This is a genomic window from Nisaea sp. (assembly GCF_017640745.1).
GTDB lineage: Bacteria > Pseudomonadota > Alphaproteobacteria > Thalassobaculales > Thalassobaculaceae > Nisaea.
On sequence record NZ_JAEPQA010000002.1, the window covers coordinates 273,378 to 289,419 of the forward strand.

At 63.8% G+C, this 16,042-nt stretch carries 14 protein-coding genes; 5 read left to right on the plus strand and 9 right to left on the minus strand.

The window, feature by feature from the left end; translation table 11 throughout:
* Positions 1-41: 41 nt before the first annotated feature.
* The 3 genes from hemH to thrS all read right to left on the minus strand — a co-directional run bounded on the left by hemH (position 42) and on the right by thrS (position 3,747).
* Complete coding sequence (hemH, locus tag JJ959_RS03115) at positions 42-1,079, minus strand: ferrochelatase (RefSeq protein WP_292879802.1); 1,038 nt, start codon at positions 1,077-1,079, stop codon at positions 42-44.
* A 152-nt stretch (positions 1,080-1,231) separates the two neighbouring features.
* Complete coding sequence (gene infC / locus JJ959_RS03120; protein ID WP_292879803.1) at positions 1,232-1,720, minus strand: translation initiation factor IF-3; 489 nt, start codon at positions 1,718-1,720, stop codon at positions 1,232-1,234.
* A 107-nt stretch (positions 1,721-1,827) separates the two neighbouring features.
* Positions 1,828-3,747: a threonine--tRNA ligase gene (gene thrS, locus JJ959_RS03125; protein ID WP_292879804.1), complete on the minus strand. Its 1,920-nt coding sequence runs from the start codon at positions 3,745-3,747 to the stop codon at positions 1,828-1,830.
* A gap of 300 nt (positions 3,748-4,047) precedes the next feature.
* On the opposite strand from thrS, the gene JJ959_RS03130 reads away from it, so the two are divergent.
* Positions 4,048-4,923 carry an FkbM family methyltransferase gene (locus JJ959_RS03130; protein ID WP_292879805.1) on the plus strand — a complete coding sequence of 292 codons (876 nt, stop codon included), beginning with the start codon at positions 4,048-4,050 and terminating at the stop codon, positions 4,921-4,923.
* On the opposite strand, the gene JJ959_RS03135 is transcribed toward JJ959_RS03130, so the two are convergent.
* A complete protein-coding gene (locus JJ959_RS03135; protein WP_292879806.1) occupies positions 4,924-5,877 on the minus strand; it encodes a glycosyltransferase family 9 protein in 954 nt (317 codons plus the stop codon).
* Positions 5,864-7,084: a glycosyltransferase family 4 protein gene (locus JJ959_RS03140; RefSeq protein WP_292879807.1), complete on the minus strand. Its 1,221-nt coding sequence runs from the start codon at positions 7,082-7,084 to the stop codon at positions 5,864-5,866. The genes JJ959_RS03135 and JJ959_RS03140 overlap by 14 nt, the downstream gene beginning before the upstream one ends.
* A 63-nt stretch (positions 7,085-7,147) precedes the next feature.
* Here JJ959_RS03140 and JJ959_RS03145 point away from each other — a divergent pair, with 63 nt between their 5' ends.
* Both JJ959_RS03145 and JJ959_RS03150 read left to right on the plus strand, forming a co-directional pair.
* Positions 7,148-7,930 (plus strand): alpha/beta hydrolase, encoded by a 783-nt coding sequence (locus JJ959_RS03145; RefSeq protein WP_292879808.1) that lies wholly within the window; start codon positions 7,148-7,150, stop codon positions 7,928-7,930.
* Positions 7,912-8,673, plus strand: a complete 762-nt coding sequence (locus tag JJ959_RS03150) for a tetratricopeptide repeat protein (RefSeq protein ID WP_292879809.1) — start codon at positions 7,912-7,914, stop codon at positions 8,671-8,673. Before JJ959_RS03145 ends, JJ959_RS03150 begins: the two co-directional genes overlap by 19 nt.
* A gap of 121 nt (positions 8,674-8,794) precedes the next feature.
* Here JJ959_RS03150 and JJ959_RS03155 read toward each other — a convergent pair whose 3' ends face one another.
* The 4 genes from JJ959_RS03155 to JJ959_RS03170 form a co-directional block, all read right to left on the minus strand.
* Positions 8,795-9,463, minus strand: a complete 669-nt coding sequence (locus tag JJ959_RS03155) for a glutathione S-transferase family protein (RefSeq protein WP_292879810.1) — start codon at positions 9,461-9,463, stop codon at positions 8,795-8,797.
* Between the two features lie 43 nt (positions 9,464-9,506).
* Entirely contained in the window at positions 9,507-10,265 is a 759-nt protein-coding gene (locus JJ959_RS03160; RefSeq protein WP_292879811.1) for a sulfite exporter TauE/SafE family protein, read from the minus strand.
* Positions 10,266-10,295: 30 nt separating this feature from the next.
* Positions 10,296-10,859 carry an N-acetyltransferase gene (locus JJ959_RS03165; RefSeq protein ID WP_292879812.1) on the minus strand — a complete coding sequence of 188 codons (564 nt, stop codon included), beginning with the start codon at positions 10,857-10,859 and terminating at the stop codon, positions 10,296-10,298.
* A gap of 256 nt (positions 10,860-11,115) precedes the next feature.
* Positions 11,116-12,513 carry a dipeptidase gene (locus tag JJ959_RS03170; RefSeq protein ID WP_292879813.1) on the minus strand — a complete coding sequence of 466 codons (1,398 nt, stop codon included), beginning with the start codon at positions 12,511-12,513 and terminating at the stop codon, positions 11,116-11,118.
* 140 nt (positions 12,514-12,653) lie between these two features.
* Between JJ959_RS03170 and JJ959_RS03175 the strand changes: the two genes are divergently transcribed.
* Together JJ959_RS03175 and JJ959_RS03180 are read left to right on the plus strand one after the other, a co-directional pair.
* Positions 12,654-13,511 carry an isocitrate lyase/PEP mutase family protein gene (locus JJ959_RS03175; protein ID WP_292879814.1) on the plus strand — a complete coding sequence of 286 codons (858 nt, stop codon included), beginning with the start codon at positions 12,654-12,656 and terminating at the stop codon, positions 13,509-13,511.
* Positions 13,512-13,624: 113 nt separating this feature from the next.
* Positions 13,625-16,042, plus strand: a 2,418-nt coding sequence (locus JJ959_RS03180) for an FAD-binding and (Fe-S)-binding domain-containing protein (protein ID WP_292879815.1), incomplete at its 3' end; no start/stop codon positions are given.

The window sequence follows — 16,042 nt, forward strand, 5'->3', positions numbered from 1 at the left end:
CGCCGCCGCACGGATAACGCTGTCAGCCGCCAGGTTTGATGCTAGACCCAGCCCGCCAGCTCCTGTTTCACCAGTGCCTCGATCACCCTCATCCCGTCCTCGGTGTCGTTCAGGCACGGGATATAGGTGAAGTTCTCCCCGCCCGCTTCCTCGAAGGTTTCGCGGATCCCGATATTGATTTCCTCGAGTGTCTCAACGCAATCGGCGGAGAAGCCGGGGCAGATGATGGCGAGGTTCTTGACGCCTTTTGAGGGCAGTTGCTCCACCGTGTCCTGCAGGTAGGGCTTCAGCCATTCCTCCCGGCCGAAGCGGGACTGGAACGCCACCATCATCCGGTTCTCCGTCCAGCCGAGCTTCTCGCGCATCAGGCGCGTGGTCTTGAAACAATGGCAATGGTAGGGATCGCCGTTCCGGAAATAGCGTTCCGGCAAGCCGTGGTAGGAGGTAATCACCAGATCCGGCGTCCAGTCGAGACCCTTCAGGTGACTCTCGACGGAGTTGGCCAGCGCCTCGATATAGGCCGGATGGTCGTGATAGGCCGGCGCGGTCCGGATCGCCGGCTGCCAGCGGATCTTCATCAGCGCCTCGAAGGCCTTGTCGTAGGCCGTCGCGGTGGTGCTGGCGCTGAATTGCGGATAGAGCGCGACCAGGAGGACGCGTTCGCACCCCTGTTCCTGCAGTGCGCGGATCCGACTCTCCGTGCTCGGGTTGCCGTAGCGCATGCCCCAATCGACGACGATGTTCGGGTGTTTTGCGGACAGCATGGCGCCGAGTTTTTCCGCCTGGTTGCGGGTGTAGAGCCGGAGCGGGGACTCGTCGGTCTCCTTCAACCAGATCTGCTCGTAGGCGTGACCGGTCTTGAAGGGCCGGGTCGGCAGGATGAAGAGGTTGAGGATGATCTGCCATTTCAGCGGGTTCAGCTCGATGACCCGGCCGTCCGAAAGGAACTCCTTCAGATAGCGACGGATCGACCAGTAGTCGGTCGCATCGGGGGTGCCGAGATTGAGGAGCAGGACGCCGATCTTCTCGTCCGGGAGGGCGGGATGGTCGGTGGGCAGGTGTCTTTCGGCGAAGGCCATCTGAACTTTCCGGAACTCTGAAACTTGAAACGAGTTGAACATAGGCTCCGGGCGCGCCGGGACCAGTCCGAAAATGGGCCGGAAATGCCAAGGCCCCGCGAAAGCGGGGCCTGTGGAACCGGTGGGCGACCGAATGTCGCGGAATGTCCGGATCAGCGCGGTGCGATGACCATGATCATCTGCCGGCCCTCGAGCTTCGGATGGGATTCCACCTTCGCGGCTTCGTCCATCTCGTCGCGGACCCGGTTCAGCACATCCATGCCGAGTTCCTGGTGCGCCATCTCGCGGCCGCGGAAGCGCATGGTGACCTTCACCTTGTCGCCCTCGGTGATGAACTTGCGCACATTCTTCATCTTCACCTGGAAATCGTGCTCGTCAATATTCGGACGAAGCTTGATCTCCTTGATTTCGATGACCTTCTGCTTCTTCTTGGCCTCGTTTTTCTTCTTCTGCGCCTCGTACTTGAATTTGCCGTAGTCGAGGATCTTGCAGACAGGCGGTTCCGCGCTCGGAGAGACCTCGACCAGATCAAGGCCGAATTCCTCTGCGCGCCGGATACCTTCCTGGACGGTCATGACGCCAAGCATTTCCCCTTCGGGGTCGATGCAGCGGATCTTGTCGACGGAAATGTCATGGTTCACCCGCGGGCCGTCCTTGGCCGGCGGCTGATTAAACGGTGTTCTGGCGATCTAACGCCTCCTTCATTCACTGTTTCGGTTGCGGTTTAAGCATGAAAACACGGCCCGGATCAAAGGTGATCCGGGGCCGACGCCTCATCCTTAAGTCTAGTAATGGCTTCGTCAAGCGCAAGGACTTCTTGTGCCTGTCCGCCGAGCCGCCGTAGCGCCACCTTGCCTTCCTCCGCCTCGCGGCGGCCGACGACGAGGATCGCCGGGATCTTGGCATTGGAGTGCTCGCGGATCTTGTAGTTGATCTTCTCGTTCCGGCGGTCCATCGCGACGCGCAGTCCCGCCGCCTTGCAGGCCTCCATCACCTTCGCGGCATAGTCGTCCGCGTCGTTGGTAATGGTGGCAACGACGCCCTGCACCGGCGCGAGCCAGAGCGGGAAGCGGCCGGAATACTGTTCGATCAGGATGCCGATCCAGCGCTCCATGGAGCCGAAGATCGCCCGGTGCAGCATGACCGGCCGCTTGCGGCTGCTGTCCTCGGCGATATAGGACGCATCGAGTCGTTCCGGCAGGACGAAATCGACCTGCAGGGTACCGCACTGCCAGTCGCGGCCGATGGCGTCGGTCAGGACGAATTCCAGCTTCGGTCCGTAGAAGGCGCCTTCGCCCGGGTTCAGCGTGGTCTCGAGACCGGCCGCATCGCAGGCATCGCGCAGAGAGCTTTCCGCCTTGTCCCAGATCGCGTCGGAGCCGGCGCGCACTTCCGGGCGGTCGGAGAATTTCACCCGCACGTCGGTGAAGCCGAAATCCTTGTAGACCGCGGACAGCAGCTCGCAGAATTTCACACTCTCGGAGGTGATCTGGTCTTCGGTGCAGAAGATATGCGCGTCGTCCTGGGTGAAGGCGCGCACCCGCATGATGCCGTGCAGCGCGCCGGACGGCTCATTGCGGTGGCAGGAGCCGTATTCCGAGAGACGCAGCGGCAGGTCGCGGTAGCTCTTCAGTCCCTGCTTGAAGATCTGCACATGGCCCGGGCAGTTCATCGGCTTCAGGGCGAGTACCTTGTCGTCCTCGGCATTGGCCGTGAACATGTTCTCGCGGAACTTCTCCCAGTGGCCGGAGGCTTCCCAGAGCGAGCGGTCGATCAGCTGCGGGGTCTTCACCTCGTTGTAGCCGGCGCGGTCGAGCTTCTTCCGCAGGTGGTTCTCGATCGTGCGGTAGAGGGTCCAGCCGTGCGGGTGCCAGAAGACCGAGCCCACAGCCTCTTCCTGGATGTGGAAGAGGTCGAGCTCGCGGCCGAGCTTGCGGTGATCGCGCTTCTCCGCCTCCTCCAGCATGTGCAGGTAGGCATCGAGCTGCTTCTGGTCCGGCCAGGCGGTGCCATAGATGCGCTGCAGCTGCGGGCGGTTGCTGTCGCCGCGCCAGTAGGCGCCGGCCACGCTCATCAGCTTGAAGGCATGGCCGGTATATTTCGTCGACGGCATGTGCGGGCCGCGGCAGAGATCCAGGAACCCGCCCTGGCGGTAGAAGCTGATGGTCTCGCCGGAGGGAATGGTCTCGACCAGCTCGACCTTGAAGGGCTCGTGCACCTTCTTGTAGTGCAGTACCGCCTCGTCGCGGTCCCATTCCTCGCGCGTGATCTGCTCGTCGCGGTCGACGATCTCGTGCATCCGCTGCTCGATCTTTTCCAGATCCTCGGGCGTGAAGTGCTCTTCGCGATAGAAATCGTAGTAGAAGCCGTTCTCGATCGCCGGGCCGATGGTGACCTGGGTTTCGGGATAGAGCTCCAGCACGGCCTCGGCCATGATGTGGGCGCAGTCGTGCCGAATCAGCTCGAGCGCCTCGTCGTTTTTCTTGGTGACGAGCGCGACTTCGCTGTCTTCGGTGATCGGAACCGAGAGGTCGCTGAGTTTGCCGTTGATACGGACGGCGATCGCCGCCTTGGCGAGGCCGGGTCCGATATCGGCGGCGATTTCCGCGCCGGTGACGGCGGCGTCGAACGAACGGACGGAACCGTCGGGAAGCGTAATGGCAGGCATGGGGGTGAACCCTTTTATTGAAACGTGTCGTGACGAAGGTGCGAAAGGCCTTGGCGGGGGATGTTCCCGAATCCGTATGCCGTCTCGGCCGGCCAGGCCGAAACGGCTAACTAGTCACGATCGTCTGGATCGGATGCCACATAGGTCCGTAATTCTGCCGTTATCCGTGGTTGGGCTATGTAGCGCCTGGGCATGCTGACCGCAAGGGGAGACTGTCGGGCCATCCCGGACGGTGCGTCTTGTTCACCAGAATTCAAGCGTCTATAGCTCGGTTATCCGGACCCAGGGAAAAGCCTGCCGATGACATCAGAAGCCGACGTGCGTTTCACCAACTGTATCTGCACGGATTTCCGCTACGGGCGGATCGTGTTCCCGGCCCGGGACCGTTATCTCTATCACGCACTGGCGGAATGCGGCGATTACGGCTTTGGCGAGACTGTCGTTTTCCAGCCCTTGTTGAAGCCCGGAGATCATGTCGTCGATGTGGGAGCGAATATTGGCGCCATGTCGCTTTTTTTCTCGGATGTTGTCGGTGTGGAGGGAACGGTCCGGGCTTTTGAGGCCAGTCCTTTCGCCTTCGGGTTGCTCCGTCACAATATCGAGCTGAACGGGCGTGCCAACGTTATCTGTCGCCGTGCGATCGTTTCTGACGTGTCAGGCTCCGGTTCCTTCATAGACCCGGACGTGGCGCGGATCGACACGGTGGATTTCGGCTCCCTCTCTGTCGCGGTCCATCCGGGACGCATTCCCGGAGAGTTCGTGGAGACCGAAAAAGTCCGCATCGATGATCTCGGTATTGAGCGTTGCGATCTCATCAAGGTGGATGTCGAAGGTCACGAGGCGTCCGTGATGGCGGGCGCCCTTTCGGTGGTCGAACGGTTCCGCCCGTTCCTGAGTATCGAGGCCGGTGATGAAAGGGACGACCTTTCCTGGATTGCGCCGTTAATCGCCCTCGGCTATCGCGTGTTCTGTATCGCGACAAAAGTCTTCACCTGGCCCAACTACAAGCATCGCGACATCTCGGACTTGTCGCGCGATATCAGCCTCAATGCCATTTGCATTCCGTCCCATCGGAGTCACATGGAACTTCTCGGAGACATTCCGCGCCGCGAGGTTCGCAGTGTCACGGATTTGGCGGCGGAGTGTGGCCGTTTCGTCAAGCGGCCGCGGATATAGTCATCTGTCGCGTGAGAGGAGCGTTTCCGCAGCCGCCGCAACTTCGTCGACGGTGAGGTCGGAAAGACTTTCGGTCACAAGCACACGGACATTGTCGCCGCGCGGCGCAGCCTTGTCCGGAAAACTCGCGGTGGAGAAGATCGCAACGGTCGGACAACCGGAGAGGGCCGCTATGTGCATCGGTCCGGTATCGTTGCCGATCGCAAGACGGGCGGCGCGGGCCAGTTCGGGCAGGTCGTAGAGCGAGGTCTGGCCCGAGAGATCGCGGGACGCAGGGCAAATCACGCGGATGATCTCCAGCGCGCCCGCATCCTCCGCTCCGCCGATCAGCACCGGCAGGATTTCCTGGCTGTCGAGCCAGTTCGCGATTGCGCCGTAGGATTCCGCCGGCCAGCGCTTGACCGCCATCTTCAGCGAGGAGCCGGGGATCAGCAGCGCGAAGCGCTCGGGCAGCTCGAAGCGCGAGATGTCGCTGGTCATGAAGGAGAGATCTGAGGGCCGGACATCCTCGATCCCGGCGATCCGGAGCTGGGTGCGCTGGCGGTCCTGGGTGTGGATCAGGGTCGGACGCTGGTAATGATGATAGAGCCCGCCGCCGGGAATGATTCCCGACCATTCCGGGGCCTTTCCCGGGCGGAAGAGGCGGTAGTAGAAGCCGGTCCGGTCCGAGGTCTGCAGATCGTAGACCCGGTCGAACTTCCCGCGCTTCAGTCTTGAGCGGAGCGCAAATACGCCCGGCAGGTTCCACGCTTTGGGCTCGCTGTCGGTCCAGACAGCGTCGAACAGGCCCGTCCGCTCCCCGAGCTCCGCGTAGGCGGGGCGGGTCAGCAGGGTGATCTTTGCATCCGGATGATGGCGGCGGATCGCCTGCATCGGGCCGACGGCATAGATGAAATCGCCGAGCGCCCCGAGCTTGATGACCAGGATACGGTCGTAGCGTTTACTTGCCGGCATTTGGCGAGAGCGGAAGGACTTCTTCATAGACCGAAAGGGTCCGGAGACACATGTCCCGCGTCGTGTAGTGCTCGCGGGCATGAGCGATCGCCTTCTCGGAAAGCGCGGCCCGCTCTTCCGAGGTGAGCGAAAGCGCCCGGCGGATCCCGGCGGCGAGCGCGTCCGGGTCGTTCGGCGCCACGAGGAAACCGGTCTCTCCCGGCAGCACCGACTCTCTGGCGCCGCCATGGTCGGTCGCGACGATCGGGCGGCCCATGGCCTGCGCCTCGATCATCACCCGGCCGAAAGGCTCCGGATCGATCGAGGCGGAGACCACGACGTCGGCAATCTTGTAGACGCAGGGCAGATCCGATGCGGCGCCGGTGAACATGACCGAGGCGGTCAGCCCCGCCTTGGCGATCTTCTCTTCCAGTTCCGCCTTGAAGCTTTCCTTGCCTTCGTAGGATCCGACCATGATGCAATGCACCGGCTGGTCTCCGAGCCGCCGCAGGGCCTCGATCAGCACTTCGTGGCCCTTCCAGCGGGTCACCCGGCCGGGCAGCACGACGACCGGCACACCGTCGGGCAGGCGCCATTCACGGGTCAGTTTGATCATGCGCTCGGCGGAGACGCCGTCAGGATCGAACAGGTCGGTGTTCACCCCGCGTGGGATGATGCGCAACTTGTCGCTGCCGGTACCGAAACGGCGTTCGATTTCGCTGGCGATGAAATGCGAGATCGCGATCACGCGGTCGCCCCGGACCATCACCGAATTATAGAGCTTCTTCAGCGGGTTGGTGTCCGGGAAGCGGCCGTGGAAGGTGGTCACGAACGGCACCTTGTTCTTGCGTGCCGCGCGCCAGGCGATCCAGGCGGGCATGCGCGAGCGGGCATGCACGATGTCGACATTCTCGTTGTGGATGACGTCGACCAGCCAGTCGAAATTCTGACGCCAGCTCATCGGGTTCTTGGAGCCGAGCGAATGCTCGATATGGCGCGCGCCGACGCGGGTCAGCTCGTGCACCATCGGGCCTCCTGCCGAGACCACCAGCGCGTCCCAGCCGGCCTGCACCAGCGCATTGGCGACGTCGATCGTGCCGCGCTCCACGCCGCCGGAGACGAGGGCGGGGAGCACCTGCAGGACGACCGGCTTCTTTTCGTGAGCCGGATGGCGGAACATATCGAAATCGCCGCTCGATTGGCGGAGCTTCGGTATGTTAGGCCTCATGGACGGGCCGTCGTTCACCGGCGTTCCAAGCTTTCAGTTTTCATTGTCAAAAAGTTTACCACAATGACAGAGCAAACCCAGCAGCCCGAGATGCCTTCTCCTCTCTATGCGGAGAAGCCGGACGGCGCGCGTCTCGCTTATCACAAACTGGACGGACTTGGACCCACAATCGTCTTTCTCGGCGGTTTCATGTCGGACATGACCGGCACCAAGGCTATGGCATTGGAGGACCTCGCGCAGGCGCGTGGGCAGGCTTTTCTGCGCCTCGACTATCAGGGGCATGGCCAGTCGTCAGGGAAATTCGAGGACGGCTGCATCGGTACCTGGCTCTCCGATGCGCTCTACCTGATCGACGAAGTCACGGAAGGCCCGCTGGTGCTGGTAGGCTCTTCCATGGGCGGCTGGATCATGCTGCAGACGGCGTTGCAGCGCCCGGCGCGAATCGCGGGCCTGGTCGGCATCGCACCGGCGCCGGATTTCACCGAGGATCTGATGTGGGCCGGTTTCTCCGACGAGATCAAGCGGACGCTGGAGAGGGACGGGGTCTATTACGAACCGTCCGAATACAGCGACGAGCCCTACACGATCACCATGAAGCTGATCGAGGACGGGCGAAACCATCTGGTGATGCGCGAGAAAATGCCGATCACGGCGCCGGTCCGTCTGTTGCATGGAATGCGGGACGAGTCGGTACCCTACGATCTGTCGCTCAAGATTTCCGATAATGTCGCGAGCGAGGACGTGCAGATCCGCTTCATCAAGGACGGCGATCACCGGCTCTCGACCGAGCGCGATATCGCCATCCTCAAAGGCACCGTGGCGGCGCTGTGCGACTCCGCTGCCTGATCCTGTTCTCGGCGGCGCTGATGCTGCCTTTGACCGATACGCCGGCGTTGGCTGCGGAGATCGATCACGAGCAGGAATACGCGGCCTGCATGCAGCTTGCCCGCGAGCGCCCGGAAGAGGCCTACAAGGCCGGGCTCGCCTGGCACAAGCTGGGCGGAGGGTTTGCGGCGCGCCATTGCGTCGCCGTCGCTCTGCTGGAGTTGCGCCAGTACGACGAGGCGGCGGCCCGGCTTGAGCGCTTGGCAATGGATCTCGGAACCGCGCGCACATCGCTGCTCGCCGAAATTCTCATGCAGGCCGGTCAGGCCTGGTCGCTCGCGGGGCGAGCGGAAAAGGCCCTGACGCTGCAGAACAATCTGCTCGAAATCGCGCCGGGCGACTCCGAGCTCTGGCTCGACCGAGCCGTCTCGCTTATGGATCTCGAGCGCTACGAGCAGGCGCTCTCCGATCTTGACGAGGCGATCCGGCTCGATCCCGATCTCGTCGAGGCCCGCACCTACCGCGCCGTCGCGTTGCGCCAGCTGGACCGGCTGGACGAGGCCTGGGCCGAGGTCGAGACCGTGCTCGCGATCCTGCCTTACCAGTCGGACACGCTGCTCGAGCGCGGCATCCTCAGGCAATACCAGGGCGATCTCGACGGCGCGCGGACCGACTGGCTGCTGGTGATCCAGAACGACCCCGACAGCCGCGCCGCCGCTGCCGCGCGGGCGCGGATCGAGGAAATGGACGTGCAGGTGCGCTGAGCGCGCCAAATTTTGTCCGTCATCCCGGCGCAGGCCGGGACCCAGAGAGCGTAAGACGCCCCCTTCGATCCCCGGGACCCCGGCCTGCGCCGGGGTGAGGATGGTGGGGAAGTGCGCCGGTTCAGAAATCCAGATTGGCGTAGTGCGCCGGCGGGCGGACGCCCGGGATGTGGTCGGAGAGCAGGGGGCGGAAGCTCGGGCGGGACTTCACCCGGGCATACCATTCCTTGGCTTCCGGATACTTCTCCCAGGGCACGTCGCCGATATAGTCGACCGCGGACAGCTGTGACGCCGCCGCGATGTCGGCGAGGCTGAAATGGTCGCCCGCGAGCCAGTTCCGCCGCTCGCCAAGGAAGCTGATATAGGCGAGATGGGTGGCGATGTTGGTGTGCCCGGCGCGGATCGCCGCGCTGGAGGGCTCGCCGGTGCCGAGGAAGCGCTTCATCAGCTTCTCGCCGACCAGCATCTCCGTCACTTCAGCGTTGAACTTGAGATCGAACCAGGCAACGAGCCGCCGGATCTCAGCCCGGGCCGCCGCGTCGCCCGGCAGCAGCGGGACTTCCGGTCGGGTTTCCTCAAGATATTCCGAGATCGCTGCAGAATTCGCCACCACGGTTCCGTCGTCGTCGACGAAGACCGGCACGGTGCCGTCCGGGTTCATGGCGAGGAAGTCCGGGCGCCGGTCCCAGACCTGCTCGACCTTGAGCTCGGCCTCGATCTTCTTCTCGCCCAGAATGACGCGGATTTTCCGGCAGAAGGGGGAAATCCAGAGGTGATAGAGGGTCGGCATTGAATTCACCGGTGGGTCTGAGGATGCCGTCAGGTTGGCGGCGCTAACCTATCAGAACCTTTCCGATTCCGACAATCGCCAGCAGCCCGAGCAGGGCGATTGCCGCCCGTTTGACGACCTCCGGCCGGGTGATGCCGAAGAGCTTGTGCCCGAGCGAGGTTCCAATGGCCATGATGGGGATCAGGACGGCGCTCCGGAGCATCATGTCCGTGTCGATCAGTCCCTTGTAGACGGCAAGCGCCAGTGCGAAGACGTCGACGACAATGAAGAAGGCGATGCCCGTCGCCCGCGTGATCGAGACCGGGAGCGGCGAGGAGAGATAGAGCAGGACCATCGGCGGCCCCGGCACCCCGGCGGCCCCCGACATGAAGCCGGAGACGACGCCCGTCCCGGCCAGCATCCCGCTGCCCGGCACGGAGGCGAGCCGGAAGCCGCGTGCGATCAGCAGCACCGAAACGAGGATGCCGAGATAGATCGCGATCTTCATCGGTTCGGGTTCGACCAGCAGGAGACACGCGAAGCCGGCGGGAACACCGATGACCGAACCGAGCACGAGCAGGCGGATGCCGCTCCAGTGCACATCCTTGTAATTCTGCGGCAGCAGCGTGAAGCCGGCCAGCAGATCAAGGATCAGGGCGAGAGGAACGACCGAAACCGGATCGGCGACCAGAAGCAGGGCGCTGATGACAATAAGGGCGAAGCCGAAACCGGTGAAACCGCGGACGATCCCCCCAAGCAAGGTTGCCGCGACGGCGACGGCCCAGATATGGGCGCCCCATCCGAAGAAGTCGGTCTCGAACATGTAACGGCGTGCCTTGAGTGCGGCGGAGGATCAGGCGGCGTGGATCGTGCCGCTGATGTTTTCTACGCCACTTGCCTTTCCGCTCCAAGGCCGTACCGGACGCTTCCTCTTCGTCGCCAACAGTGCCTCCAGGATCTCCGGCGTGCCGCGGACTTGGAAGCGGCGCTGCTCGACCGGGCCGGGCAGCTCGAAGCCGTATGGCTCCGCCGGGATGAAGCCGTAGGGCTCGTAATAGGAGGGCTCGCCCACCACGAGGCAGAGAGTCCAGCCGTCCTGATCGGCCTCCTCGAGCGAGCGTGCGACCAGCGTCCGGCCGAGACCCTTGCCCTGCAATTCAGGGTCGACGACAAGCGGGCCGAGCACCAGGGCGGGGATCGTCTTCCGGCCGTCCTTGACGTCGATCGGCCAATAGCGGATCGACGCGCCCACGCGGGCGTCGAAACCGGTCCGGGCGACGAGGCTGAGTTCCGGCAGGGGCTGTCCCACCCGGAGCTGGTAGACGGTCTTGCCCATGCGGTCGGGACCGAAGCCGATATCCAGCAGGGATTCGATGGCGGCCGCGTCGGCGGCGGTTTCTTTTTCGATGACGATCATTGGGCGGGTCTTCCGGCCTGGAGAAAGCCGCCCCGCAAGGGAAACGGCCTAGAGCTTGATGACGGACAGCGCAAAACGCGCGGCGATACGTCGTCGTCGCGGGTTTGCTCGTCGGAGGTCTCTAGCCTGCGTGATCATCGTGATCCGTTTCCCAAGTCGAGATTCGCAGATACTGCATATGCCCCGGGTAGACCAGCGAAAAATGCGCTGCGGCGCTAGACCCGCAGCGCTATTCCGCCATGCAGTTTATGCGTTGCTAGCGCTTGATCTCCGCCAGCCGGGCCATGATCGCCGCGTTGGAGCGGATGCCCCGGTGATAGCAGACCAGCTCGAACTTCTCGTTCGGACTGTGCACCCGGTCGTCCTCCAGCCCGAAGCCGACCAGCAGGCTGTCGATGCCGAGCAGATCCTTGATCGAGCCCACCGCGGGGATCGAGCCGCCGCAGCCGATCAGCAATGCGTCGGTCGCGTATTCGTCCTTCAGCCCCGCGAGCGCGGATTGCAGATAGGGTGAGTCCGTCGGCACCCGGCGGGCGGGGAAGCCGCTGGCATGGACGATCTCCAGCTTGAAGTCGGCCGGCAGCCGGTCGGCGACGAACTTCTTAAGGCCCGCGATGACCTTTTCCGGATCCTGGTCGGGCACGAGGCGACAGGTGATCTTGGCCGAGGCCTCGGCGGCGATCACGGTCTTGCCGCCCGGCTCCTGGTAGCCGCCGGTGATGCCGTTGATGTCGAGCGTCGGACGCGCCCAGAGCCGTTCCAGCGCCGAATAGCCCTTTTCGCCGCCGGGCGTGGACATGCCGATCTCGCCGAGGAAGGCCTTCTCGTCGAAGCCGAGCCCTTCCCACTGCTTCAGCTCGTTGTCGCCGACCGCGAGCACGTCGTCGTAGAAGCCCTCGATTTGAATGCGCCCGCTCTCGTCGTGGAAGTCGCCGAGGATCTTAGCCAGCAGGTTGATCGGGTTGATCACGCCGCCGCCATACATGCCGGAATGCAGGTCCCGGCTCGGGCCCTTGATCTTCACCTCGATGGAGACGATGCCGCGCAGCATGTAGGTGATCGCCGGCTTGTCGACCGACCACATGCCGGTGTCGCAGACGACGCAGGCATCGGCCTTGAGCTCGTCCTTGTGGGCGATCATGAAGGGCTCGAGACTCTCGCTGCCGCTTTCCTCCTCACCCTCCAGCAGGACAGTGACGCCGATCGGCAGGGAGCCGTGAACCTCCTTCCAGGCGCGGAAGGCTTCGATGAAGGTCATCACCTGACCCTTGTCGTCCACCGCGCCGCGGGCGACGATCCGCTTTCCGCGCTCGGCCTCGACGATGACCGGTTCGAACGGATCGCTGTCCCAGAGCGCGTAGGGATCGGCCGGCTGCACGTCGTAGTGGCCGTAATAGAGGATGTGCGGTGCGCCTTCCGGGCCCTTCATGTGGCCGACCATCATCGGATGCTTGGCGGCGTCGCGCACTGCCGCGTCGAAGCCGATGTCCTGCAGCTGCGTCGCCATCCATTCGGCGGCGCGGCGGACGTCCGGGTCGTATTTCGGGTCGGTGCTGATGCTCGGGATGCGGAGAACGTCGACCAGACGCTCGACGGACTGGTCGAGGCCGGCGTCGATGCGGGCGAGCACAGGGGCGAGGAGATCCTTGGACATGGGTCACCTTGGTTGAATTGAGGGCAATCCACGCAGAGAGTTTTTCCGTCAGTGGAAAGGGCGAGGATTGATCCCCGGCAGTTTGGCTCGCTATCGTGCGCCAAACAAGGGGTCGAACCCAGAGATCGAGAGGAGACGCCGTGACGCGGCTGATGGATCTTATCAAGCCGGGCAAGCTGCTGATTGCCCCCGGTATTTTCGATGGCATTTCCGCCCGTATCGCCGACGAGTTCGGTTTCGAGGCGCTTTACATGACCGGCTATGGCGCGGTCGGCTCCCATCTCGGGCTGCCGGATGCGGGGCTCGCGAGCTACACCGACATGGTCGGACGGGTGAAGGTCTTGGCCGATACGGTCTCGGCGCCTCTGGTGGCGGACGGCGATACCGGCTACGGCGGGCTGCTCAACGTGCAGCACACGGTGCGCGGGTATGAACGCGCGGGTGCGGCCGGCATCCAGCTCGAGGACCAGGAATTCCCGAAGAAGTGCGGTCACACGCCGAACCGCAAGGTTATCCCGCTCGAGGACATGGTCGAGAAGATCAAGGTCGCGGCGGAAAGCCGGGACAGCTCGGACTTCGCCATTGTCGCGCGCACCGACGCCCGGACCAATTACGGTCTCGACGAGGCGCTGCGCCGGGGCGAGGCCTTCGCCAAGGCGGGGGCCGACATCCTCTTCATCGAGGCGCCGGAATCGGTCGAGGAGATGGAGAAAATCTGCGCCAGCTTCGACAAGCCGCTGTTGGTGAACGTCGTCGAAGGCGGCAAGACGCCGGTGCTGAGCGCCGAGGAATATACCAAGCTCGGCTATTCCGTGGCGATCTATCCGGGCTCCGGGTTCTTGGCAATGGGCGCGGCGCTGCGTTCCGTCTACGGCCGTCTGAAGGAGACCGGCTCCAGCCTCGGCGCCTCGCAGAAGCTGGACGATTTCGGCGCCTTCTCCCGCACCATGGGATTTGGCGACGTCTGGGATTTCGAGAAGGCCCACGCGCGCGACTGACGGGCCCGGCATGCTGCCGCATCGTGCCGGCGTGTTGCCGCATCGTGGAAGTCGATTTGTCATGGTGGAAATTGCCGCCAGACTTTGCGCATCGATAATTTCCGGAGCTAACGATGGCCGCCGTGTCGTCTCATGACGGGTCTCTGGCCGCACGCCTCGACCGTGCGCTCGAAGGGGAAGTGCTGTTCGACCGCTTCTCCCGCGGACGCTATTCGACCGATGCCTCGATCTACCAGGTCGAGCCGGTCGGGGTCGTCGTCCCGAGGACGCAGGACGATCTGATCGCAGCGATGGAGATCGGCCGGGAGGCCGGCGTCTCCCTGCTGCCGCGCGGCGGCGGCACCAGCCAGTGCGGGCAGACAGTGAACCATTCGCTGGTCATGGACTGCTCCCGGCATCTCAACCGCATCATCGAGATCGATCCTGAGAACATGCGCGCCGTGGTCGAGCCGGGCATCGCGCTCGACCATCTGAACGCCGCGCTGAAACCCTACGGCCTTTTCTTCCCGGTTGATGTCTCGACCGCCAGCCGCGCCACCATCGGCGGGATGACAGCGAACAATTCCTGCGGCGGGCGCTCGATCCATTACGGCATCATGGTCGACAACGTGCTTTCCATCGACGCCGTGCTGCCGACCGGCGAGCAGCTCCATTTCGGGCCGGTGCCGGGCAATCTCGGTGCCATCGAGGCGGAGCCGCGCTACCGCGATCTGGTGCAGGAGATGCGCGCGATTGCCGGGCGCGAGGCGGCGGAGATCGCCGAGAAGTTCCCGAAGCTGATGCGCCGGGTTGGCGGCTACAACATCAACACGATCGATCCGGCCGGGCACAATATGGCGAGCATGCTGGTCGGCTCGGAAGGCACCCTTGCCGCCTTCCGGCAGATTGAACTGAAGCTGCATCGCATCCCGAAGCACCGGGTCATGGGTGTTTGCCATTTCCCGACCTTCTACAAGGCGATGGATGCGACCCAGCATATCGTAAAGCTGAAGCCGCACGCGGTGGAGCTGATCGACCGCAACATGATCGAGCTTGCCCGAGACATCCCGATCTTCAAGCCGATGATCGCCGAGTTCGTGAAGGGCGAGCCGGACTCAGTGCTGGTCGTTGAGTTCGCCGGCGAGGATCACGCCGCCTGCGTGAAGCAGCTGCGCCAGCTCGAGGTTCTGATGGCCGATCTCGGTTATCCGGACGCGGTGGTGGACGCGACCGACGTGAAGCTGCAGGCCACCATCGGCGAGGTCCGCAAGCAGGGCCTCAACATCATGATGTCGATGAAACAGGCGGGAAAACCGGTCTCCTTCATCGAGGATTGCGCCGTCCCGCTTGAGGATCTGGCGGAATTCACCGACCGGCTGACCCGGGTGTTTGAGAGCCACGGCACGCACGGCACCTGGTACGCCCATGCCTCTGTCGGCTGCCTGCATGTCCGCCCGGTGCTGAACATGAAGGAGGAAGGCGACGTCAAGCGCATGCGCGCCATCGCAGAAGCCGCCTTCGACATGGTCCGCGAATACAAGGGCTCGCACTCCGGCGAGCATGGCGACGGCATCGTCCGTTCCGAGTTCCACGAGAAGATGTTCGGCCAGCGCCTGGTGAAGGCCTTCGGCGACGTTAAGGCGGCGTTCGATCCTGCCGGCACGATGAATCCGGGCCGGATCGTGAACCCGCCGAAAATGGACGACCGCTCGCTCTTCCGCTTCAAGCCGGGCTATGCGCCGATGAAGCTCGACACCGCGCTCGATTGGTCCGAATGGGGCGGTTTCTCCGGCGCGGTCGAGATGTGCAACAACAACGGCGCCTGCCGCAAGCGCGATGCCGGCGTGATGTGCCCGAGTTTCCGGGCGACGCAGAACGAGAAGGACCTGACCCGCGGCCGCGCCAACACGCTGCGCCTCGCGCTCTCCGGCCAGCTCGGCCCGGAGGCGCTGGTCTCCGAGGAGATGAAGGAGACGATGGAGCTCTGCGTCTCCTGCAAGGGCTGCAAGCGCGAATGCCCGACCGGTGTCGATATGGCGCGGATGAAGGTCGAGTTCCTGCATCACTACCGCAAGAAACATGGTTTAGGTCTGAAGGATCGCCTGATCTCCTACCTGCCGCGCTATGCCGAGGCGGCGTCCCGCTTCGGCTATCTCGCCAATGCGCGGGACGTGGTGCCGGGGCTGAAGGGGCTCTCCGAATGGCTGCTCGGCTTCAGCGCCAAGCGCAGCCTGCCGGTGTGGAGCGATGCGCCGTTCTCGGGCGCCGAGGCGGAAGACGTCGATCCGGATGAGAATGACGGCCGCGACGTCGTCCTGCTGAACGATACCTTCAGCACCTATTTCGAGCCGGAGAACCTGCGCGCTGCGTTGCGCGTGCTGCAGCGCCTCGGCTACCGGGTGCATGTGGTCGATCCGCGCCAAGAGGGCGGGCGGCATCTCTGCTGCGGGCGGACCTTCCTTGCGTCCGGTCTGGTCGACGAGGCGAAGGCCGAGGCGCGCCGGATGATCGCCGCCTACCTGCCCTATGTCCGCCGCGGCATCCCGGTGATC